Origin of the sequence: Gottfriedia luciferensis (genome assembly GCF_002156865.1) — a bacterium.
Classification (GTDB): domain Bacteria; phylum Bacillota; class Bacilli; order Bacillales; family Bacillaceae_G; genus Gottfriedia; species Gottfriedia luciferensis.
This window is the reverse complement of record NZ_NCTA01000015.1, coordinates 38,903-60,536: the sequence shown is the minus strand read 5'-3', so window position 1 is coordinate 60,536 and position 21,634 is coordinate 38,903. Positions and strand designations below refer to the sequence as shown.

The 21,634-nt window shown below is 36.3% G+C and carries 21 protein-coding genes and 2 other annotated features; all 21 genes read left to right on the top strand.

Translation table 11 applies throughout. The features are described 5' to 3' along the window. Window positions 1-1,074: a DNA integrity scanning diadenylate cyclase DisA gene (gene disA, locus B7R67_RS12375; protein WP_088070848.1), complete on the top strand. Its 1,074-nt coding sequence runs from the start codon at window positions 1-3 to the stop codon at window positions 1,072-1,074. Window positions 1,075-1,127: 53 nt separating this feature from the next. After that, the gene (locus B7R67_RS12370; RefSeq protein WP_088070846.1) at window positions 1,128-2,198 is read left to right on the top strand and encodes a PIN/TRAM domain-containing protein; all 1,071 of its coding nucleotides are present in this window, start codon (window positions 1,128-1,130) and stop codon (window positions 2,196-2,198) included. 20 nt (window positions 2,199-2,218) lie between these two features. Next, window positions 2,219-2,905: a 2-C-methyl-D-erythritol 4-phosphate cytidylyltransferase gene (gene ispD, locus B7R67_RS12365; protein WP_088070844.1), complete on the top strand. Its 687-nt coding sequence runs from the start codon at window positions 2,219-2,221 to the stop codon at window positions 2,903-2,905. 11 nt (window positions 2,906-2,916) lie between these two features. Then, window positions 2,917-3,396 (top strand): 2-C-methyl-D-erythritol 2,4-cyclodiphosphate synthase, encoded by a 480-nt coding sequence (gene ispF / locus B7R67_RS12360; protein WP_088070842.1) that lies wholly within the window; start codon window positions 2,917-2,919, stop codon window positions 3,394-3,396. A 47-nt stretch (window positions 3,397-3,443) separates the two neighbouring features. Beyond that, the gene (gene gltX, locus B7R67_RS12355) at window positions 3,444-4,904 is read left to right on the top strand and encodes a glutamate--tRNA ligase (RefSeq protein ID WP_088070840.1); all 1,461 of its coding nucleotides are present in this window, start codon (window positions 3,444-3,446) and stop codon (window positions 4,902-4,904) included. 42 nt (window positions 4,905-4,946) lie between these two features. After that, window positions 4,947-5,162, top strand: a binding site (T-box leader). A gap of 91 nt (window positions 5,163-5,253) precedes the next feature. Continuing rightward, window positions 5,254-5,892: a serine O-acetyltransferase gene (gene cysE, locus B7R67_RS12350; RefSeq protein WP_088070838.1), complete on the top strand. Its 639-nt coding sequence runs from the start codon at window positions 5,254-5,256 to the stop codon at window positions 5,890-5,892. Window positions 5,893-5,897: 5 nt separating this feature from the next. Next, a complete protein-coding gene (cysS, locus tag B7R67_RS12345) occupies window positions 5,898-7,298 on the top strand; it encodes a cysteine--tRNA ligase (RefSeq protein WP_088070836.1) in 1,401 nt (466 codons plus the stop codon). Between the two features lie 4 nt (window positions 7,299-7,302). Beyond that, window positions 7,303-7,716, top strand: a complete 414-nt coding sequence (locus B7R67_RS12340; RefSeq protein ID WP_088070834.1) for a Mini-ribonuclease 3 — start codon at window positions 7,303-7,305, stop codon at window positions 7,714-7,716. Window position 7,717: 1 nt separating this feature from the next. Continuing rightward, window positions 7,718-8,461: a 23S rRNA (guanosine(2251)-2'-O)-methyltransferase RlmB gene (rlmB, locus tag B7R67_RS12335; protein ID WP_088070832.1), complete on the top strand. Its 744-nt coding sequence runs from the start codon at window positions 7,718-7,720 to the stop codon at window positions 8,459-8,461. 34 nt (window positions 8,462-8,495) lie between these two features. Next, complete coding sequence (locus B7R67_RS12330) at window positions 8,496-8,975, top strand: NYN domain-containing protein (protein WP_088070866.1); 480 nt, start codon at window positions 8,496-8,498, stop codon at window positions 8,973-8,975. Between the two features lie 64 nt (window positions 8,976-9,039). Beyond that, a complete protein-coding gene (gene sigH, locus B7R67_RS12325) occupies window positions 9,040-9,690 on the top strand; it encodes an RNA polymerase sporulation sigma factor SigH (protein WP_268876027.1) in 651 nt (216 codons plus the stop codon). Between the two features lie 87 nt (window positions 9,691-9,777). After that, window positions 9,778-9,924, top strand: a complete 147-nt coding sequence (gene rpmG, locus B7R67_RS12320) for a 50S ribosomal protein L33 (protein WP_088070830.1) — start codon at window positions 9,778-9,780, stop codon at window positions 9,922-9,924. Between the two features lie 78 nt (window positions 9,925-10,002). Next, window positions 10,003-10,185, top strand: coding sequence for a preprotein translocase subunit SecE (gene secE / locus B7R67_RS12315; protein WP_088070828.1), 183 nt, complete (start codon window positions 10,003-10,005; stop codon window positions 10,183-10,185). Window positions 10,186-10,298: 113 nt separating this feature from the next. Beyond that, window positions 10,299-10,832, top strand: coding sequence for a transcription termination/antitermination protein NusG (gene nusG / locus B7R67_RS12310; RefSeq protein ID WP_088070826.1), 534 nt, complete (start codon window positions 10,299-10,301; stop codon window positions 10,830-10,832). A 167-nt stretch (window positions 10,833-10,999) separates the two neighbouring features. Further along, complete coding sequence (rplK, locus tag B7R67_RS12305) at window positions 11,000-11,425, top strand: 50S ribosomal protein L11 (protein WP_056467373.1); 426 nt, start codon at window positions 11,000-11,002, stop codon at window positions 11,423-11,425. 115 nt (window positions 11,426-11,540) lie between these two features. Beyond that, window positions 11,541-12,230, top strand: a complete 690-nt coding sequence (gene rplA, locus B7R67_RS12300; protein ID WP_088070822.1) for a 50S ribosomal protein L1 — start codon at window positions 11,541-11,543, stop codon at window positions 12,228-12,230. Window positions 12,231-12,284: 54 nt separating this feature from the next. Then, window positions 12,285-12,420 (top strand) — a sequence feature (ribosomal protein L10 leader region). Between the two features lie 44 nt (window positions 12,421-12,464). Further along, the gene (rplJ, locus tag B7R67_RS12295) at window positions 12,465-12,965 is read left to right on the top strand and encodes a 50S ribosomal protein L10 (RefSeq protein ID WP_088070820.1); all 501 of its coding nucleotides are present in this window, start codon (window positions 12,465-12,467) and stop codon (window positions 12,963-12,965) included. Between the two features lie 53 nt (window positions 12,966-13,018). Next, window positions 13,019-13,381 carry a 50S ribosomal protein L7/L12 gene (gene rplL, locus B7R67_RS12290; RefSeq protein ID WP_088070819.1) on the top strand — a complete coding sequence of 121 codons (363 nt, stop codon included), beginning with the start codon at window positions 13,019-13,021 and terminating at the stop codon, window positions 13,379-13,381. A 112-nt stretch (window positions 13,382-13,493) separates the two neighbouring features. Further along, window positions 13,494-14,093, top strand: a complete 600-nt coding sequence (locus B7R67_RS12285) for a class I SAM-dependent methyltransferase (RefSeq protein WP_088070817.1) — start codon at window positions 13,494-13,496, stop codon at window positions 14,091-14,093. A 247-nt stretch (window positions 14,094-14,340) separates the two neighbouring features. After that, window positions 14,341-17,874 carry a DNA-directed RNA polymerase subunit beta gene (gene rpoB / locus B7R67_RS12280; protein ID WP_088070862.1) on the top strand — a complete coding sequence of 1,178 codons (3,534 nt, stop codon included), beginning with the start codon at window positions 14,341-14,343 and terminating at the stop codon, window positions 17,872-17,874. Window positions 17,875-17,920: 46 nt separating this feature from the next. Next, window positions 17,921-21,529, top strand: coding sequence for a DNA-directed RNA polymerase subunit beta' (gene rpoC / locus B7R67_RS12275; RefSeq protein WP_088070815.1), 3,609 nt, complete (start codon window positions 17,921-17,923; stop codon window positions 21,527-21,529). Window positions 21,530-21,634: the final 105 nt, after the last annotated feature.

The following is a 21,634-nucleotide window of genomic DNA, read 5'->3' as shown; positions in this document are numbered from 1 at the left end:
ATGGAAGATCAAAAACAAAAAGCTAAATCAATGTTACCCGTTTTAGAGATGATTGCTCCCGGTACACCATTACGTGACGGTATTGATAATGTACTAAGAGCGCAAACTGGTGGTTTAATTGTACTTGGCTTTAATGATGAAACAAAAGAAATGGTAGATGGTGGCTTTCATATCAATGACCCATTTTCGCCAGCTAGCTTATATGAATTAGCAAAAATGGATGGGGCACTTATTTTAAATGAAAGTGGTACAAAAATACTATTAGCTAACGCGCAATTAATTCCAGATCAATCAATTTATACAAAAGAAACTGGGATGAGACATCGAACAGCGGAGCGAGTATCTAGACAAACAGGAAACTTGGTTATTGCTATATCGCAAAGACGTAATGTTATTACTTTATATAAAGGTAATTTACGTTATACACTTCGAGATATCGGTGTCATTTTAACAAAGGCAAACCAAGCGATTCAGACTCTGGAAAAATATAAGAGTGTATGGAACCAAGGTATTACATCACTTAGTATTCTAGAATTTGAAGAGTTAGTTACATTATTTGAAGTTGTAAATGTATTACATAGCGTTGAGATGGTATTACGTATAAAAAACGAAATAAATAACTATGTAATTGAGCTTGGAGATGAAGGAAGATTAATCGAATTACAATTAATTGAGATTATTTCGGACCTTGAGGAGGAGGCATTACTTTTAATAAAGGATTATCATTATAACAAAGAACAAGATCCTAAAAGTATTTTGCAAAAACTTCAAGAATTAGCAAATGAAGAATTATTAGAAGATCATGTCATTATAAAGCTACTAGGTTATCCGAATAACACAAATCTTGAAGAGATGGTAGAGCCTAGAGGTTATCGTATGTTAATGAAAATTTCTAGATTACCACCATTAGTAATTGAAAACTTAACACAACGTTTTAAGCACCTGAAAGGTATCTATAAAGCTACTCTTGATGAGCTTGATGATGTTGATGGGATTGGTGAAATTCGCGCTAAAAAAATCAAAGAAGGGCTTAAACGAATTCAAGAACAACTGTATATCAATAGACATAACTAAGTTATATCGTCTAAGATAGATAATATCATTATTTAATTAAAGGAGGTGGCGAAGTGATAAAGAGGATCGTTCAAGTTATTTACATCTTTGTCGGAAGTACTCTTTCTTTAGTACTTTTTCCATTAGTAGATAAATTGTTAAAAACAGAGATGCCTAATATTTTGCATAATTCATATGTGCAAGCTTTAAGTGGTGCAGTGATCTTTTTTATTTTGTCGCTTTGGTTAGTAGACCCAACAGTAAAGTTTATCAAGTATATTGAGGAGAAATTATTAAAAGCTCCTATTTCAATGATTTTGTTTGGTAGTTTAGGACTTGTTTTTGGACTTATTCTGGCATTTCTTATTTCATTGCCAATTGACTCAATTAGATTGCAGTATGTTTCATCAATTATACAAATAGTAGTTACAATTTTATTAGGTTATTTAGGATTTCAGGTTGGGATTAAGAAAAGGGAAGAATTATTAAGTTTATTCACTTTATCTTCAAGAGCGGCTAAGAAAAAAGCTGCTGAAGAACAGGAGAATAACGATATACCAGTTAAAATTCTAGATACTAGTGTAATCATTGATGGTCGTATTGCTGACATATGTCAGACAGGATTTATCGAAGGAACAATCGTCATTCCACAGTTCGTATTAGCAGAGTTACAATATATAGCTGATTCTTCAGATACTTTGAAACGAAACAGAGGACGAAGAGGATTAGATATCCTTAATCGCATTCAAAAAGAGTTAGCTATGAAAGTAGAAATCTACGAAGGCGATTTTGAGGATGTTCCTGAGGTTGATGCTAAATTAGTTAAGCTTGCTAAATTAAGAAATGGTATTTTAGTTACGAACGACTTTAACTTAAATAAAGTGAGTGAGCTTCAACAAATAAAAGTTTGGAATATTAATGACCTAGCAAATGCAATTAAACCTGTAGTATTGCCTGGGGAAGTGTTAACTGCATTTGTAGTGAAAGAAGGAAAAGAAAAGCTACAAGGTGTTGCTTATCTTGATGATGGTACAATGATTGTTGTAGAAGATGGGAAAGAATCCATTGGAAAACGAATAGATACAGTGGTTACGAGTGTACTACAAACTTCTGCAGGTCGTATGATTTTTGCAAAAGTAAAGTAAGGTAGAGGGGTATACGTAATATGCAATATAAGGTCATCATTCCAGCAGCGGGTTCAGGCTCACGTATGGGTGCAGGCTTCAATAAATTATTTCTTAAAATAATGAACTCACCTATTATCGAATTAACTTTAAAAGTATTTGGTGAAGATGAGCGTTGCAATGAGATTATCTTACCGATAAAAGAATCTGAACAACATTTCTTTCATTCTTTAAATTTGCCAAGCTTTATTCAAAATAAGATTACTTATGTAAAAGGTGGATCTGAAAGGCAAGAAAGTGTTTTTAATGGCTTAGTTTCTATTAAAGATACAGAAAGTTTAATTCTGGTTCATGATGGTGCAAGACCTTTTGTAACGAATGAAGTAATTGAACGAATTCTTGTAAAGATGAATGAACATGAGGCAGTCATCTGTGCAGTTCCGATGAAAGATACGATCAAAAAAGTTATTGATGGCGTGGTCGTTGAAACAATTGATCGTTCTACACTATGGGGGATTCAAACTCCTCAAGCTTTTACATATAAGTGTCTGATGGAAGCTCATCAAAAAGCTATTGAAAATGGATTTTTAGGCACTGATGATGCAAGTTTAGTTGAATGGAATGGAAGTAAAGTTTCTGTGGTAAATGGTGATTATAATAATATAAAAGTAACAACAAAAGAAGATTTGTTTTTTGCGGAAACAATCTATGAACAATATAGAAGTTAGAAGGTGTTTACATGTTTAGAATTGGACAAGGGTTTGATGTACATGCTTTTGCTGAAAATCGCCCATTAATAATTGGTGGAATTGAAATTCCGTATGAATTAGGTTTACTAGGGCATTCTGATGCGGATGTACTTCTGCATACAATTTCGGATGCATTACTAGGAGCTATTGGAGAAGGGGATATAGGGAGACATTTCCCAGACACTGATCCGGCTTTTAAAGATGCTGATTCTGCAAAACTACTTCAACATGTATTTAATATCGTAAAAGAAAAAGGTTATGAATTAGTGAACGCTGATTGTACAATTATTGCTCAAGCACCAAAAATGGCGCCATATATTCAATCAATGAGAGATAGAATAGCAGAATTGTTAGAAACAACGTCTGATTGTATTAACGTAAAAGCAACGACAACTGAAAAATTAGGTTTTACAGGAAGAAAAGAAGGAATTGCTTCACAAGCAGTTGTATTGTTAAAGAAGAAGTCTTAAACTAATAAAATAAAGTATATTAATTATTCAGTGGAGAGTGTCTATAAATGTCAAATAGAGTAAGAGTTCGTTATGCACCTAGTCCAACAGGGCATTTACATATTGGAAATGCACGTACTGCATTATATGTATATTTATTTGCTAAACATTTTAATGGTGATATGGTTTTACGTATTGAAGATACGGATATCGAGCGTAATGTTGAAGGTGGCGAAGAGAGCCAAGCGAAATATTTACACTGGTTAGGTATTGATTGGAATGAAGGTCCAGATAAAGGCGGCAAATTCGGTCCTTATCGTCAATTAGAAAGATTAGACTTATACAAACAGTATGCAAATGAACTGATTGAAAAAGGACATGCATACAAATGTTATTGTACAGAGGAAGAACTAGCAGCGGAACGTGAAGCGCAGTTAGCTTCTGGACTTCCAACTACTCGCTATAACGGAAAATGCCGTCATTTATCAGCTGAAGAAAGAGCTGCAAAAGAATCTACAGGTGCGGAATATACAATTCGTTTTGCAGTACCAGCTAATGATACGTATGAGTGGGAAGACATCGTTCGTGGAAACATTAAATTCGAATCAAAAGACATTGGTGACTGGGTTCTTGTTAAAAAGAACGGTATTGCAACATACAATTATGCAGTAGTAGTTGATGATGCATTAATGGAAATTAGTCATGTCCTTCGTGGAGAAGAGCATATTTCAAACACGCCTAAACAAATAATGGTTTATCGTGCATTAAATTGGAATGCTCCAGATTTCGGTCATATGGCAGTTATTGTAAATGAAAACCGTAAAAAGCTTTCAAAACGTGACGAATCTGTATTACAATTTATTGAACAGTATCAAAATCTTGGTTATTTACCAGAAGCTTTATTCAACTTTATTGCTCTACTTGGTTGGTCACCTGTTGGTGAGGAAGAAATTTTCAGCAAGGATGAATTTATTAAAATTTTCGATCCTAGCCGATTAAGTTCTGCACCAGCTATGTTTGATAAACAAAAATTAACTTGGATTAACAACCGATACATTAAAGAACAACCATTAGAAAAGGTTGTAGAAATTTCATTACCTCATTTAATTAAAGCGGGTTATGTAAAGGAAGAGCGTACTGCAGAAGAAAATCTGTGGGTAACAAATCTAGTTGCTTTATACCAAGACCAAATGAGTTTTGGTGCTGAAATTGTAGAATTATCTAGCTTATTCTTCAAAGATGAATTATCATTTGGAGAAGAAGAGCAAGCTGTTATTTCTGAAGAGCAAGTGAAGGAAGTACTTTCGACATTAGTTGGAGAACTTAATGCTTCTGAGGAATTCACAGTTGATTCAATTAAAGCGGCAATGAAATCAGTTCAAAAAGCAACTGGTCAAAAAGGTAAAAAATTATTCATGCCAATTCGAGTTGCTACAACTGGCCAATGTCACGGTCCTGAATTACCAGCTGCAATGACTTTATTAGGAAAAGAAAAAGTAATTGCTCGTTTACAACAAATAATTGGTTAACATTTTGAAACAATTGTAATATATATAAGTAATATTCATACAGGTAAAATGTTGATAGGGAAAAGTACATGGATACTCGTTACTCAGAGAGAATCACATTGGTGGAAGTGATTTTAACGATAGTCATGGAAGTGCCCCCTTGAGTCCTTAGCCGAATGTTTTAGTAGGCTAGGGCGGTGGAAACCGTTACATTACATGAGTTGAGATAATGCAAAATTATCTAAACAGAGTGGAACCGCGCATCAAAGCGTCTCTGTGTATTTATTACACAGGGACGCTTTTTATTTTTAGACAGAGATAAAGATTAGCAAGAATCAATTTTTAATAAATTCTTTAAGGGGAAATGAAGATGCTAAGGTACATGAAGGAAGATGTAGCGACGATATTTGAACGCGATCCAGCCGCTACTAGCTATTTAGAAGTTATTCTTACGTATGCCGGCTTACATGCATTATGGCTTTATCGATTTGCACATTATTTCTATCGAAAAAAATGGTACTTTATTGCAAGAAGTATTTCACAGTTTGCTCGATTCTTAACAGGTATTGAGATCCATCCTGGCGCAAAAATTGGGAGAAGATTTTTTATTGATCACGGTGCAGGGGTTGTTATTGGAGAAACTTGTGAAATAGGCGACGATGTTACAATTTATCAAGGAGTAACATTAGGCGGAACGGGGAAGGAAAAAGGTAAGCGACATCCAACGTTATTAAGTGGTGTACTAGTTGCTACTGGAGCAAAAGTACTAGGGTCAATTACAATCGGAGAAAATGCAAAAATCGGTGCAAATTCAGTTGTACTAAAAGATGTCCCAAATAATACGACCGTTGTTGGTATACCTGGTAAGATAGTTGTTCAAGATGGAATTAGAGTAAATAATCAATTTGATCACTGCGATTTACCTGACCCAGTAGCGGATCGATTACTTCAACTAGAAGCAGAGTTAGAAGAACTAAGAAGTTTAATGAGTATAACTGAAAGGAAGTAAATCAAATGGCAATTCAAATTTATAATACGTTAACAAGGAATAAAGAAGATTTTAAACCTTTAGAAGAAGGTAAAGTGAAAATGTATGTCTGTGGTCCTACCGTTTATAATTATATCCACATTGGAAATGCAAGACCTGCTATCGTATTTGATACAGTAAGACGCTATTTTGAATACAGAGGTTATGAAGTAAACTACGTTTCAAATTTCACGGATGTAGATGATAAGTTAATTAAAGCTGCAAATGAATTAGCTTCAGATGTACCTACGATTGCAGATCGATTTATTAATGCTTATTTTGAAGACGTTCAAGCTTTAGGTTGCAAAACAGCAACAAATCATCCTCGTGTGATGGATAATATGGATATCATCATTGAATTTATCGATGAATTAATTAAAAAAGGGTATGCATATGAGTCTGAGGGCGATGTTTACTATAAAACAAAGGAATTTAATGGTTACGGAAAACTTTCTCATCAATCAATAGAAGACCTTCGTATAGGTGAAAGAATTGAAGTTGGTGAAAAGAAAGAAGATCCATTAGATTTTGCATTATGGAAAGCTGCGAAGCCAGGCGAGATTTTCTGGGAAAGCCCATGGGGTAAAGGTAGACCAGGATGGCATATTGAGTGCTCAGCAATGGCTAAAAAGTATCTTGGTGAAACAATTGATATTCATGCAGGTGGTCAAGATCTATCTTTCCCACACCATGAGAATGAAATTGCTCAATCAGAAGCTTTAAGTGGTAAAACATTTTCTAACTACTGGATGCATAATGGTTATATTAATATCGACAATGAGAAAATGTCTAAGTCACTTGGGAATTTTGTTTTAGTACATGACATTATTAAGTTAATTGATCCAATGCTTTTACGTTTCTTTATGTTATCTGTACACTACCGTCACCCGATTAACTATAGTGAAGAACTTTTACAAGAAGCTCGTAATGGATTTGACCGAATTAAGACTGCTTATCAAAATCTTAAGCACCGTCTAGAAAGTAGTACGAATTTAACAGAAGATGACAATAAGTGGATAAAAGAAATTGAAGATGAAAAAGCTGTTTTCAAAAAGGTAATGGACGATGATTTTAATACAGCTAATGCGATTTCAGTATTGTATCAATTAGCGAAATCAGCTAATCAGTACTTATTGGAAACACACACTTCTACTAATGTGATCAATCAATTTTTAGGTGCTTTTGATGAATTATCTAGTGTACTTGGCATTACGCTAGTTAAAGAAGAAGCGATTTTGGATGATGAAATTGAAGCGTTAATTCAAAAGCGTACAGAAGCTCGAAAAAATCGCGATTTTGCTTTAGCTGACCAAATTCGTGATCAATTAAAAGAGTTGAATATTATCATTGAAGATACTCCACAAGGTATTCGTTGGAAAAGAGGATAACTTCATGATTGAAAGTAGTCATAATATTGATGTTAAACAACTTAATAGTTTAGCACTTGCTTATATTGGTGATGCTGTGTATGAAATTTATGTACGCCATCACCTCCTTGAAAAAGGAACGGTTAGACCAAATCAACTTCATAGAGCAGCAACGAGATTTGTTTCTGCGAAAGGACAAGCTAAAGTAATCAGAGAAATGCTTTCAGCGGATTTTTTAACAGAAGAAGAAATTGCTGTTGTAAAAAGAGGGCGTAATGCGAAATCGGGAACAATCCCAAAAAATACTGATGTTCAAACGTATCGATATGCGACCGCAGTTGAAGCGTTAATCGGTTATCATTATTTATTAAAAAATGAAGAAAGACTCAATATAATTGTCCAGTATGCTATTCAATTTATTGAGAATGAAGGAGTATAACATGTCTGAGGAATTTATTATTGGGCGTAATCCTGTTATGGAAGCAATACGTTCAGGTCGAGATATTAATAAAATTTGGGTAAGTGAAGGCGCAAATAAGGGACAAATCCATAAGTTGCTAGAAATGGCAAACCAAAATAAGGTTCTTGTCCAAACAGCTCCAAATAAGAAGTTAGATGGAATGGTTAAGGGGAATCACCAAGGTGTTATTGCTCAAGTAGCTGCATATGAATATGCGGAAATTGACGATTTATTTGAAATTGCAAATAGTCGTAATGAGCAACCATTCTTTTTAATTCTTGATGAAATTGAAGATCCGCATAATTTAGGTTCAATTATGCGAACTGCCGATGCAGTTGGTGCTCACGGTATTATTATTCCAAAAAGAAGAGCAGTTGGTTTAACTTCAGCAGTTGCTAAATCTTCGACTGGTGCAATCGAATACATCCCAGTTGCACGAGTAACGAACTTAGCTAGAACAGTTGATGATCTAAAACAAAGAGGAGTTTGGATTTTTGGTACAGATGCAAAAGGTGCAGATGACTATCGAAACATGGATGGCCAAATCTCACTAGGGTTAATTATTGGTAGTGAAGGTAAAGGTATGAGCAGGATACTAAAAGAAAAATGTGATTTCCTTATAAAGCTACCAATGGTTGGTAAAGTTACATCATTAAATGCTTCAGTTGCGGCTAGTTTATTAATGTACGAAATCCATCGAAAGAGACATCCGCTTGGATCATAAAAAGAAAGAAATCCTAATCGTTGATGGTTATAACATGATTGGAGCTTGGCCGAATTTAAGAAAACTTCGAGAAATTGATTTTGATAAATCTCGAGATTATCTTATTACACTGCTTGCTGAATATAAGGCTTATACAGGGATGTATATTATCGTTGTATTTGATGCTCATTTTGTAAATGGGATTGAGAAAGTTGATAAACTTTCTAAGGTAGAAGTGATTTTTACAAGGAAAAATCAAACGGCTGATGAAAAAATAGAAAAGCTTGCAATCGAGCTTCGTCATGTTAATCATCAAATTTATGTCGCGACATCGGATTTTACTGAGCAATGGCAAATTTTTGGACAAGGTGCACTACGTATACCTGCTATGGAGCTATATCGATCGGTGACACAAAATAAAAAAGTGATAAGTCACCAAATTAATGAAATACCTGACCAAAGACTGACAATTAGCAAAACTTTAAATTCAAAACAAACAGAAATTTTAGAAAAATGGCGAAGAGGGGAACGATGACTTATTGTTTCCTTTTTCTTTGTGCGTTATAATTGAATAAATTGTATGGTCGGGGGTGCTAATTTTGAACGTTGAGCAGGAATTGAAGCTAATGGTAGAATATGGTCCTTTAGAAGATGAAGTAATTCTCGAATATGTTCGAGAAGGTGATCAAGAAGCACTAACATTTTTAATCCAAAAGTACCGCAATTTCGTAAAAGCAAAATCTAGATCTTATTTCCTAATTGGTGCTGACCGCGAGGATATTATTCAAGAAGGTATGATTGGATTATACAAGGCAATTCGTGACTACAAAGAAGATAAGCTTTCGTCCTTTAAGGCGTTCGCAGAATTATGCATTACCAGGCAAATAATTACAGCAATTAAAACCGCAACAAGACAAAAACATATACCACTAAACTCATATGTTTCGTTGGACAAGCCTATTTATGATGAAGAGTCTGACCGAACATTATTGGATGTGTTAACAGAAACAAAAAATATGGATCCAGAAGAACTTGTTATTAATCAAGAAGAGAATGTGGACATAGAGCTTAAAATGTCTGAATTATTGAGCGATTTAGAAAGAAAAGTATTATCACTCTATTTAGACGGCCGTTCTTACCAAGAAATTTCTGAAGAGTTGAATCGACATGTAAAATCGATTGATAATGCATTGCAAAGGGTAAAAAGAAAACTTGAAAGATATATGGAGATAAGAGAATTATCAGTATGAAGCCAATAGAGAATTCAGTTTGACAGTTCAATGCACACATGGTACATTTTTAATGGATAATTATAGATGAAATAGGTTGGTGTCACCATGAGAAAAAAAGTTGTCCTGTCGTGCACTAATTGCAATAATAGAAACTACTCCACGATGAAGAACTCCTCTTCTATAGAACGTTTGGAGATGAAAAAATTTTGTAAAACGTGCAATGAGCATACTACGCATAAAGAAACGAAGTAATTGAAGTAAGATAAATGCGGACAAAAGATGGGCTGGTACGCGTTTCTCTGAACAAGTATATATATGGGGGTTGCATCAGTGGGTCGTATCGGTAAGTTTTTTCGTGAAATAAAAAGTGAAATGAAAAAAGTTTCATGGCCTAAAAGAAAAGAATTAGTTAATTCAACAATTACAGTAATAGCTACAGTATTTTTCTTTGTAGTGTTTTTCGCTGTACTTGACACAGGGATTTCTAATTTAATTCGACTTATTCTTGAATAAGTTAAATCTAATTGTGCTATAATGAGTGATAATGTTTAAAAAAAGCCCGGTGACGGGTTTTTTAATTTGCAAAGAAAGTTGACCGGGGAGGGAAGGACGAGTAGTCCTCTAACATGGAAAAAAGATGGTATGTAGTTCATACTTACTCAGGATATGAGAATAAAGTAAAAGCGAATTTAGAAAAACGTGTAGAAACAATGGGAATGCAGGATAAAATTTTCCGCGTAATTGTTCCAGAAGAATCTGAAGTAGAAATGAAGAACGGTAAAGAGAAAGTTACGAAACGTAAAGTGTTTCCAGGTTATGTACTAGTTGAATTAGTTATGACAGATGATTCTTGGTACGTTGTTCGTAATACACCTGGTGTAACTGGTTTCGTTGGTTCAGCAGGATCTGGTTCAAAACCGACACCACTTTTAGAAGAAGAAATTACGCACATTCTAAAACACATGGGTCTTGATGAGCAAATAATTGATGTTGATTTAGAAGTGAACGAAGTTGTTCGTTTAAAAGAAGGACCGTTTGCAAACTATACTGGATCAATTAAAGAAATTGATTTCGAAAAGAAAAAAGTTACTGTATTAGTAGAATTCTTTAACAAAGAAACTCCTGTTGAGTTGGATTTACATCTTGTTGAAAAATTATAATACTAGACCTTGCATTTTTATTTTGAAAGTGTTAGACTTTTAAAGGTCAATATGCATCGAATAGATGGTATTAACTTCTGTATAAGAATATGCATGAGAATGCAAAACGATATGAGTGGGAGGGGAATCCCCTATTACCACATCACGGACTTAAGGAGGTGTGTCTCGTGGCTAAAAAAGTAATTAAAATGGTAAAATTGCAAATTCCTGCAGGTAAAGCAAACCCAGCACCACCAGTTGGTCCTGCATTAGGACAAGCAGGTGTTAACATCATGGGATTCTGTAAAGAGTTCAACGCTCGTACAGCTGACCAAGCTGGTCTAATCATTCCTGTTGAAATCACTGTATTCGAAGATCGTTCGTTTACATTTATTACGAAAACTCCTCCTGCTGCTGTACTTCTTAAAGTAGCGGCTGGTATCGAGTCTGGTTCAGGTGAACCAAATCGTAAGAAAGTAGCAACAGTAAAACGCGACAAAGTGCGTGAGATTGCTGAACAAAAAATGCCTGACTTAAATGCTGCTTCTGTAGAAGCTGCTATGCGTATGGTTGAAGGTACTGCACGTAGTATGGGTATCGTTATTGAAGACTAATCCCATCTTCAATAAGGTGTGATTGAGGAGGTTGCGAACATCTTTTGATGTATTTTATCGCAACCTTTATTCGTGGGAGGAAAATCCGTTAAAACCACATTAGGAGGAATAAAACATGGCTAACAAAGGTAAAAAATACCAAGAAGCTATTAAATTAGTAGATCGTACAGCAGTTTATGCAGTAAACGAAGCTGTAGAACTTGTTAAAAAAACTACAACTGTTAACTTCGATGCAACAGTTGAAGTAGCGTTCCGTTTAGGAGTAGATCCAAAGAAAGCTGACCAACAAATTCGTGGTGCAGTAGTTCTTCCACACGGTACTGGTAAAGTACAACGTGTATTAGTATTCGCTAAAGGTGAAAAAGCTAAAGAAGCTGAAGCTGCTGGTGCTGATTTCGTAGGCGATGCTGACATGATCAACAAAATCCAACAAGGTTGGTTCGACTTTGATGTAGTAGTAGCAACTCCAGACATGATGGCTGAAGTTGGTAAATTAGGACGTGTATTAGGACCTAAAGGTTTAATGCCAAACCCTAAAACAGGTACAGTTACATTTGATGTAACAAAAGCTGTTAACGAAATCAAAGCTGGTAAAGTTGAATACCGTGTTGATAAAGCTGGTAACATTCACGTACCAATCGGTAAAGTATCTTTCGAAAACGAAAAGTTAGTAGAAAACTTTACAACAATCTTTGAAACAATGTTAAAAGTTAAACCTGCTGCTGCTAAAGGAACATACATGAAGAACGTAGCAATTACTTCAACTATGGGCCCTGGTATCAAAGTAGATACAGCTAGTTTCTAAGATAAAAACAAAACTTGACAATTCGACAAGAACTCTCTATAATGGAGATTGTCTTGCTAATTAAATAGACTACCGTAGACAGTAGGTGCTTTTGCTTAATATCCTACCGAGGTGTATAACTGATAAATTCGTGCATATACAACCTCCATGTCTTTTTTTGAAAAATTCGTGGAGGTTTTGTTATGGGTTACACTTTTGCGGTATACACACTAAAATCCACAGGAGGTGTAATAAATGAGCGCAGTATTAGAAGCAAAAAAACAAGTTGTATCTGAAGTAGCTGCTAAATTACGTGATAGCAAATCAACAGTAGTTGTTGACTACCGTGGTTTAAATGTTGCTGAGGTAACTGAATTACGTAAGCAATTACGTGAAGCTGGCGTTGAGTTCAAAGTTTACAAAAACACTTTAACTCGTCGTGCTGCTGAAGAAGCTGGTTTAGCTGGTTTAAACGAATCATTAACTGGTCCAAACGCAATCGCGTTTAGTATGGAGGATGTAATTGCTCCTGCTAAAGTAATCAACGATTTCGCTAAAAAACATGATGCTTTAGAAATTAAAGCTGGTGTAATTGAAGGAAACGTTGCTACAGTTGAAGAAGTTAAAGCTCTTGCTGAACTTCCATCTCGCGAAGGTTTACTTTCTATGTTGCTTAGCGTGCTACAAGCACCAATCCGCAACTTCGCTCTTGCAACTAAAGCAGTTGCAGAACAAAAAGAAGAACAAGGCGCTTAATGCCAAGATCGCTTAAAATATATTATAAGGTATAAACAAGGAGGAAATTTACAATGACTAAAGAACAAATCATTGAAGCAGTTAAAAACATGACTGTATTAGAATTAAATGACTTAGTAAAAGCAATCGAAGAAGAGTTTGGCGTAACTGCTGCTGCTCCTATGGCTATGATGGCTGGTGGCGGTGCTGAAGCTGCTGCTGAACAAACTGAATTTGATGTAGTGTTAGCTGGCGCTGGCGACCAAAAAATCAAAGTTATCAAAGTAGTTCGTGAATTAACTGGTTTAGGATTAAAAGAAGCTAAAGAATTAGTTGACAACACTCCTAAAGCTCTTAAAGAAGGAATCAGCAAAGAAGACGCTGAAGAAATGAAAGCTAAACTTGAAGAAGTTGGCGCTTCTGTAGAAGTTAAGTAATTTCGAAATACTTTTTTAAAAAAGCTCGCATTTATGCGAGCTTTTTTTGTACATATAGAATTACTTTTGGGAAAACTATGGATAAGAAGTATATATGGAAGAAGGATTTATAATGGCAGATCATTATTTTACAAATCAACCAAATAGTAAGACTGATAAAAAAATATTTTCATTTACTTTGAGAGGTAATGATTTAAAGTTTCAGTCAGATTCGGGTGTCTTTTCGAGAAATGAAGTTGATTTTGGGTCAAGAGTACTGATAAATGTATTTACATTCCCGGAAATTGAAGGGAATATTTTAGATGTTGGTTGTGGTTATGGTCCAATTGGTTTGTCGATCGCCAAAGACGATCCTGATCGTACAGTCGAAATGATTGATGTAAACTTAAGAGCGATCGAATTAGCGAAAGATAACGCTAAAGTGAATAAGATTGAAAACGTGAATATCTATGAAAGTAGTATTTATGAAAATGTAACTGGTAAATATGCGGCTATTTTAACAAATCCGCCAATTCGAGCTGGGAAAAGTGTTGTTCATGAAATTTTAAGAGGTGCACATGAAAAATTGCTTCCAGGAGGAGAACTTTGGGTAGTAATTCAAAAGAAACAAGGGGCGCCTTCAGCAATCGATTTAATGAATGAGATCTATGATGAAGTAGAGGTCGTAAAAAAAGATAAAGGGTATTATATCATAAAAAGTAAAAAAGATTGACTCTAAATTTCCCTTGTGATAGTATTATTAAATGCCAATATATATTTATTTTCAAAAATGAATTTTTTGGAAATGGGTATATTTCTATATTCTTTGGAAATGATAGTAAAATGACTGTCGTTTGAGTTTAATAAATGGTTTTCATTTTGAAACCATTTTATTTTTTGTTTAACAAGTGAGTAGTTTTTGTACTTATTTGTTACTATTTTTTTGTTTTAAATACTCTTGATTTAAGGGGTGAAATATGTTGACAGGTCAACTAGTTCAATATGGACGACACCGCCAACGCAGAAGTTATGCTCGTATCAGTGAAGTTTTAGAGTTACCTAACTTAATTGAAATCCAAACTGCATCTTACCAATGGTTCTTAGATGAAGGTTTGAGAGAAATGTTCCAAGACATTTCACCAATTGAGGACTTTACAGGTAATCTATCATTAGAATTCATTGATTACAGTTTAGGTGAGCCGAAGTATGTTGTAGAAGAATCAAAAGAGCGTGACGTAAACTACGCTGCTCCACTTCGAGTAAAAGTTCGCCTATTAAATAAGGAAACTGGCGAAGTTAAAGAGCAAGATGTTTTCATGGGAGATTTCCCATTAATGACGGACACTGGTACATTCATTATTAATGGTGCTGAACGTGTTATCGTTTCACAATTAGTACGTTCTCCAAGTGTGTACTATAGTGGAAAGATTGACAAAAATGGTAAAAAAGGTTATACGGCTACAGTTATTCCAAACCGTGGTGCTTGGTTAGAGTACGAAACGGATGCGAAAGACGTAGTATATGTACGTATTGACCGAACTAGAAAATTACCTGTTACTGTCTTACTTCGTTCGCTTGGGTTTGGAACGGACCAAGAGATTCTAGACTTACTAGGCGAGAATGAGTACCTACGTAATACACTTGAAAAAGATAACACAGATAGCACTGAAAAAGCGCTTCTTGAAATCTATGAAAGATTACGTCCAGGGGAACCACCTACAGTAGAAAATGCTAAGAACTTATTAATTACTCGCTTCTTTGATCCGAAGCGTTATGATTTAGCTAGCGTAGGTCGCTACAAAATCAATAAAAAATTACACATTAAAAACCGATTATTTAATCAACGTATCGCTGAAACACTAGTAGATCCTGAAACAGGTGAAATTATTGTTGAGAAGGGGACAACTCTTGATCGTCGTACGTTAGATCGCATTCTTCCGTTCTTAGAGAAGAATATCGGTGAAAAAGTAGCTCAACCAGCTGGTGGCGTTTTAGAAGATGAGATTACATTACAATCTATTAAAATCTACGCTCCTGTTGAAGGTGATGGCGAACAAGTTATTCAAGTTATCGGAAATGCGAATGTAAGTAAAAGTGTGAAAAACATTTCACCTGCTGACATTATCGCTTCTATTTCTTACTTCTTTAACCTGCTACATAATGTAGGTGACACAGACGATATCGATCATTTAGGAAATCGTCGTTTACGTTCAGTTGGAGAATTACTTCAAAACCAATTCCGTATCGGTTTATCTCGTATGGAACGTGTTGTTCGTGAACGTATGTCAATTCAAGATACAAATGCAGTTACTCCACAGGCGTTAATTAATATCCGCCCAGTAATTGCTTCAATTAAAGAATTTTTCGGTAGCTCACAGCTATCTCAATTCATGGACCAAACAAACCCACTAGCAGAACTTACTCATAAACGAAGACTATCAGCGCTAGGACCAGGTGGTTTAACACGTGAACGTGCAGGATTCGAAGTACGTGACGTACACTACTCTCACTATGGTCGTATGTGTCCGATTGAGACACCTGAGGGACCGAACATCGGATTAATTAACTCACTTTCTTCTTATGCAAAAGTTAATCAATTTGGTTTCATTGAAACACCTTATCGTCGTGTAGACCCTGATACAGGTCGTCTAACAGATAAAATTGATTATTTAACAGCTGATGAAGAAGATAACTACGTTGTAGCCCAAGCGAATGCTCGTTTAGGCGAAGATGGTAGCTTCTTAGATGAAGATGTAGTAGCTCGTTTCCGTGGAGACAACACTGTTGTTAAACGTGAACGTATTGACTACATGGATGTATCTCCAAAACAAGTAGTATCAGCTGCGACAGCATGTATTCCTTTCTTAGAGAACGATGACTCGAACCGTGCCCTAATGGGAGCGAACATGCAACGTCAAGCAGTTCCATTATTAAATCCTGAATCACCAATCGTTGGTACAGGTATGGAATACGTTTCAGCAAAAGACTCAGGTGCTGCGGTTATTTGTAAACACCCTGGTATTGTTGAGCGTGTTGAAGCGAAAGAAGTTTGGGTTCGTCGTTACTTAGATGTAGATGGACAAAAAGTTAAAGGTGACCTTGATAAATATCGTATGTTAAAATTCGTACGTTCTAACCAAGGTACTTGTTATAACCAACGCCCGATTGTAAGTGTTGGTGACGAGGTTGTAAGAGGTGAAATTCTTGCAGATGGACCTTCAATGGAAAAAGGTGAATTAGCACTAGGACGTAACGTATTAGTTGCATTCATGACATGGGATGGTTACAACTACGAGGATGCGATCATTATGAGTCGCCGTCTTGTTAAAGAAGATGTTTACACTTCAGTTCATATTGAAGAATATGAATCAGAAGCTCGTGATACAAAATTAGGACCTGAAGAAATCACTCGTGATATTCCAAACGTTGGTGAAGATGCGCTTAAGAATCTTGATGAGCGTGGAATTATCCGAATTGGTGCAGAAGTAAAAGATGGAGACTTATTAGTTGGTAAAGTAACACCTAAAGGGGTTACTGAGTTAACTGCTGAAGAACGTCTTCTACATGCAATCTTCGGTGAAAAAGCTCGTGAAGTTCGTGATACATCTTTACGTGTTCCACACGGTGGAGGCGGAATTATTCTTGATGTTAAAGTATTCACTCGTGAAAACGGTGATGAATTACCACCAGGAGTAAACCAACTTGTTCGTGTTTACATCGTTCAGAAACGTAAAATCTCTGAAGGGGATAAAATGGCTGGACGACATGGTAATAAAGGGGTTATTTCTCGAATATTACCAGAAGAAGATATGCCATTCTTACCTGATGGAACGCCAGTTGATATCATGTTAAATCCTTTAGGGGTACCTTCTCGTATGAACATCGGTCAGGTATTAGAGCTACACTTAGGTATGGCTGCAAGATATCTTGGCATTCATGTTGCTTCTCCAGTATTTGACGGAGCGCGTGAGGAAGATGTTTGGGGAACAATTGAAGAAGCTGGTATGGCAAGAGACGCGAAAACTGTACTTTATGATGGACGTACAGGTGAGCCATTCGATAACCGTGTATCTGTAGGTGTCATGTATATGATCAAACTTGCGCACATGGTAGACGATAAGTTACATGCTCGTTCAACAGGACCATACTCACTTGTTACGCAACAACCGCTTGGTGGTAAAGCACAATTCGGTGGACAACGTTTCGGTGAGATGGAGGTATGGGCACTTGAAGCATACGGTGCTGCTTACACATTACAAGAGATCTTAACAGTTAAATCTGATGACGTAGTTGGACGTGTGAAAACATATGAAGCAATCGTTAAAGGTGAAAACGTACCGGAACCAGGTGTTCCTGAATCATTCAAAGTATTAATTAAAGAATTACAGTCACTTGGTATGGATGTTAAGATGATGTCTGCTACAGATGAAGAAATTGAAATGCGCGATACTGAAGATGATGATGATCAAGCTTCAGAGCATTTAGCAATGGATATGGAATACGTAAAAGAATAAGTATTATATAGGGTAAAACCTTAGGACAGAAAGGGAGGTAGGCCCCTTGATAGATGTAAATAATTTCGAGTATATGAAGATCGGACTTGCATCGCCTGACAAAATTCGCTCGTGGTCATACGGGGAAATTAAAAAACCTGAAACAATTAACTACCGTACATTAAAACCTGAAAAAGATGGTCTTTTCTGTGAACGCATTTTCGGTCCTACGAAAGATTGGGAATGTCATTGCGGTAAGTATAAACGTGTACGTTATAAAGGTGTAGTTTGTGATCGTTGTGGAGTTGAAGTAACTCGTGCTAAAGTACGTCGTGAACGTATGGGTCACATTGAATTAGCTGCACCAGTATCACATATTTGGTATTTCAAAGGTATTCCAAGCCGAATGGGACTTGTTTTAGACATGTCCCCTCGTGCCCTGGAAGAAGTAATCTACTTTGCTTCTTACGTAGTAACTGAAGCAGGAGATACTCCTTTAGAAAAGAAACAATTGCTTTCTGAGAAAGAATTCCGTGCTTATCGTGAGCGCTACGGTCAATCTTTCCAAGCATCTATGGGTGCAGAAGCGATTAAAAAATTATTAAGCGATATTAATCTTGAGAAAGATGTTGATTCTTTAAAAGAAGAATTAAAAACTGCTCAAGGTCAACGTCGTACAAGAGCAATTAAACGTTTAGAAGTTTTAGAAGCATTCCGTAACTCTGGAAACGAGCCTTCTTGGATGATCCTAGATGTGCTTCCAGTAATTCCACCTGAATTACGCCCAATGGTTCAATTAGATGGTGGACGTTTTGCAACTTCAGATCTAAATGATTTATATCGTCGTGTAATTAACCGTAACAACCGTTTAAAACGTTTATTAGACCTTGGTGCACCAAGCATTATCGTACAAAACGAAAAACGTATGCTTCAAGAAGCTGTTGATGCGTTAATTGACAATGGTCGTCGTGGCCGTCCAGTTACTGGACCAGGTAACCGTCCATTAAAATCTCTTTCTCACATGCTTAAAGGTAAGCAAGGACGTTTCCGTCAAAACTTACTTGGTAAACGTGTTGACTACTCTGGTCGTTCGGTTATCGTTGTAGGACCAAACTTACAGATGTATCAATGTGGATTACCTAAAGAAATGGCGATTGAGTTATTCAAACCATTCGTGATGAAAGAATTAGTAGAGCGTGGATTAGCACACAACATTAAATCTGCGAAACGTAAAATTGAACGTTTACACCCAGAAATTTGGGATGTATTAGAGTCAGTAATTCGTGAGCATCCAGTGTTACTTAACCGTGCCCCAACTCTACACAGACTTGGTATTCAGGCGTTTGAACCTACATTAGTAGAAGGTCGTGCGATTCGTCTACATCCGCTTGTATGTACTGCATACAATGCCGATTTTGACGGTGACCAAATGGCCGTTCACGTTCCGTTATCAAGTGAAGCTCAAGCAGAAGCTCGTATTCTAATGCTTGCAGCACAGAACATCCTGAATCCGAAAGATGGTAAACCAGTAGTTACACCATCTCAAGATATGGTATTAGGTAACTATTACTTAACACTTGAGCGTGCAGGCGCTGTCGGTGAAGGTATGGTATTTAAAGATATCAATGAAGCTTTAGTTGCTTACCAAAACGGATATGTACACTTACATTCACGTATTGCTGTAGCAGCTGGAACATTAAATAACGAAACATTCACTGAAGAACAAAATAATTCATTACTAATAACAACAGTTGGTAAGCTTGTCTTTAACGAAATCTTACCTACATCGTTCCCTTATATTAATGAACCAACTCAAAGCAATCTTGAAAAAGAAACGCCTAAGATGTACTTTGTTTCAAAAGGTGCGAATGTTAAAGAAATTATTGAAAGCAGAGAAGAAATTGCTCCTTTCAAAAAGAAAATCCTAGGAAATATTATTGCTGAAGTATTTAAACGTTTCAAAATTACTGAAACATCTAAAATGCTAGACCGCATGAAAGATCTTGGATTTAAATACTCTACTAAAGCTGGTATTACGGTTGGTGTATCCGATATCATCGTATTACCTGAAAAGCAATTAATTATTGATGAAGCTCAAGAAAAAGTAGATAAAGTATTAAAACAATTCCGTCGTGGTTTAATTACAGAAGATGAGCGTTACGATCGTGTAATTGCAATTTGGAGTGACGCGAAGGATGTAATTCAAGGAAAGCTGATGGCTTCCCTAAACAAACGTAACCCTATCTTTATGATGAGTGACTCTGGTGCCCGTGGTAACGCATCGAACTTCACTCAGCTTGCAGGTATGCGTGGTCTGATGGCCAACCCGGCTGGACGTATTATTGAGTTACCGATTAAATCTTCATTCCGTGAAGGTCTGACGGTACTTGAATACTTCATCTCTACACACGGTGCACGTAAAGGTCTTGCCGATACAGCACTTAAAACAGCCGATTCAGGTTACTTAACTCGTCGTCTAGTTGACGTTGCACAAGATGTAATCGTTCGTCAAGATGATTGTGGTACTGACCGTGGATTACATGTTAAAGCAATTAAAGAAGGTAACGAAATTATTGAAGGATTATATGATCGTCTAGTTGGTCGTCATTTACGTTCAACTCTACGTCACCCAGAAACTGGTGTATTACTTGCACAAGAGAACGATTTAATTACAGAAGACTTAGCTCGTGAAATCATCGATGCAGGTATTGAAGAAGTTAATATCCGATCTGCGTTTACATGTAATACTCACCATGGAGTATGTAAAAAATGTTATGGCCGTAACTTAGCTACGGGTGCTGAGGTAGAAGTTGGTGAAGCAGTTGGTATTATCGCTGCTCAATCAATCGGTGAACCAGGTACACAGTTAACGATGCGTACATTCCATACAGGTGGGGTAGCGGGAGACGATATCACTCAAGGTTTACCTCGTATTCAAGAGCTATTTGAAGCGCGTAACCCTAAAGGTCAAGCGGTTATTTCGGAAATCGATGGTATTATTTCTATTTCTACTGACGCGAAAGATAAACAAGAGATTGTTGTTCAAGGCTCAGTTGAATCTAGAAGCTATCCAGTTCCTTATGGCGCAAGACTTAAAGTTCAAGAAGGTGAAGCGATTGAACGCGGTCAAGTAATGACTGAGGGTTCAATTGATCCGAAAGAACTTTTAAAAGTAAAAGGTACAAATGCTGTTCAAGAATACTTACTGCGTGAAGTTCAAAAAGTATACCGTATGCAAGGGGTAGAAATTGGAGATAAACACGTAGAGGTTATGGTACGTCAAATGCTGAAGAAAGTTCGTGTAATGGATGCTGGTGAAACTGATTTATTACCAGGTACATTACTAGAATTACATCAATTTACTGAAGCGAATAAAGAAGCTTTATTTGCAGGTAAACAACCAGCAACTGCTCGTCCATTATTACTAGGTATTACAAAAGCATCATTAGAAACAGACTCATTCCTATCTGCTGCATCATTCCAAGAAACGACGCGTGTATTAACAGACGCGGCAATAAAAGGAAAACGCGATGAGTTGCTAGGATTAAAAGAGAATGTTATTATAGGTAAGTTGGTTCCAGCTGGTACGGGTATGAACAGATACCGTAAAGTAGATCTTGTTAAAGATTTAAACGAATCAGTTGAAATGAATGAAGAAGTATTAGTTGAAAAATAAACTTAAAATATTTTAAAACTTGAGTTGACATCATTTGATGAAAAATGATAAGATATTCAAGGTTGCTCCTAGACAATAGCACTGCTAATCTTTGGCAGGTTAGAT

Excerpts from the sequence above, each read along its gene's own strand:
- rplJ (WP_088070820.1), top strand. The coding sequence starts at position 12,465 with ATGAGCGCAGTATTAGAAGCAAAAAAACAAGTTGTATCTGAAGTAGCT.
- disA (WP_088070848.1), top strand. The coding sequence starts at position 1 with ATGGAAGATCAAAAACAAAAAGCTAAATCAATGTTACCCGTTTTAGAG.
- ispD (WP_088070844.1), top strand. The coding sequence starts at position 2,219 with ATGCAATATAAGGTCATCATTCCAGCAGCGGGTTCAGGCTCACGTATG.
- rlmB (WP_088070832.1), top strand. The coding sequence starts at position 7,718 with ATGTCTGAGGAATTTATTATTGGGCGTAATCCTGTTATGGAAGCAATA.
- B7R67_RS12330 (WP_088070866.1), top strand. The coding sequence starts at position 8,496 with ATGATTGGAGCTTGGCCGAATTTAAGAAAACTTCGAGAAATTGATTTT.
- rpmG (WP_088070830.1), top strand. The coding sequence starts at position 9,778 with ATGAGAAAAAAAGTTGTCCTGTCGTGCACTAATTGCAATAATAGAAAC.
- B7R67_RS12340 (WP_088070834.1), top strand. The coding sequence starts at position 7,303 with ATGATTGAAAGTAGTCATAATATTGATGTTAAACAACTTAATAGTTTA.
- ispF (WP_088070842.1), top strand. The coding sequence starts at position 2,917 with ATGTTTAGAATTGGACAAGGGTTTGATGTACATGCTTTTGCTGAAAAT.
- cysE (WP_088070838.1), top strand. The coding sequence starts at position 5,254 with ATGCTAAGGTACATGAAGGAAGATGTAGCGACGATATTTGAACGCGAT.
- rplL (WP_088070819.1), top strand. The coding sequence starts at position 13,019 with ATGACTAAAGAACAAATCATTGAAGCAGTTAAAAACATGACTGTATTA.
- nusG (WP_088070826.1), top strand. The coding sequence starts at position 10,299 with ATGGAAAAAAGATGGTATGTAGTTCATACTTACTCAGGATATGAGAAT.
- cysS (WP_088070836.1), top strand. The coding sequence starts at position 5,898 with ATGGCAATTCAAATTTATAATACGTTAACAAGGAATAAAGAAGATTTT.
- rplA (WP_088070822.1), top strand. The coding sequence starts at position 11,541 with ATGGCTAACAAAGGTAAAAAATACCAAGAAGCTATTAAATTAGTAGAT.
- B7R67_RS12285 (WP_088070817.1), top strand. The coding sequence starts at position 13,494 with ATGGCAGATCATTATTTTACAAATCAACCAAATAGTAAGACTGATAAA.
- gltX (WP_088070840.1), top strand. The coding sequence starts at position 3,444 with ATGTCAAATAGAGTAAGAGTTCGTTATGCACCTAGTCCAACAGGGCAT.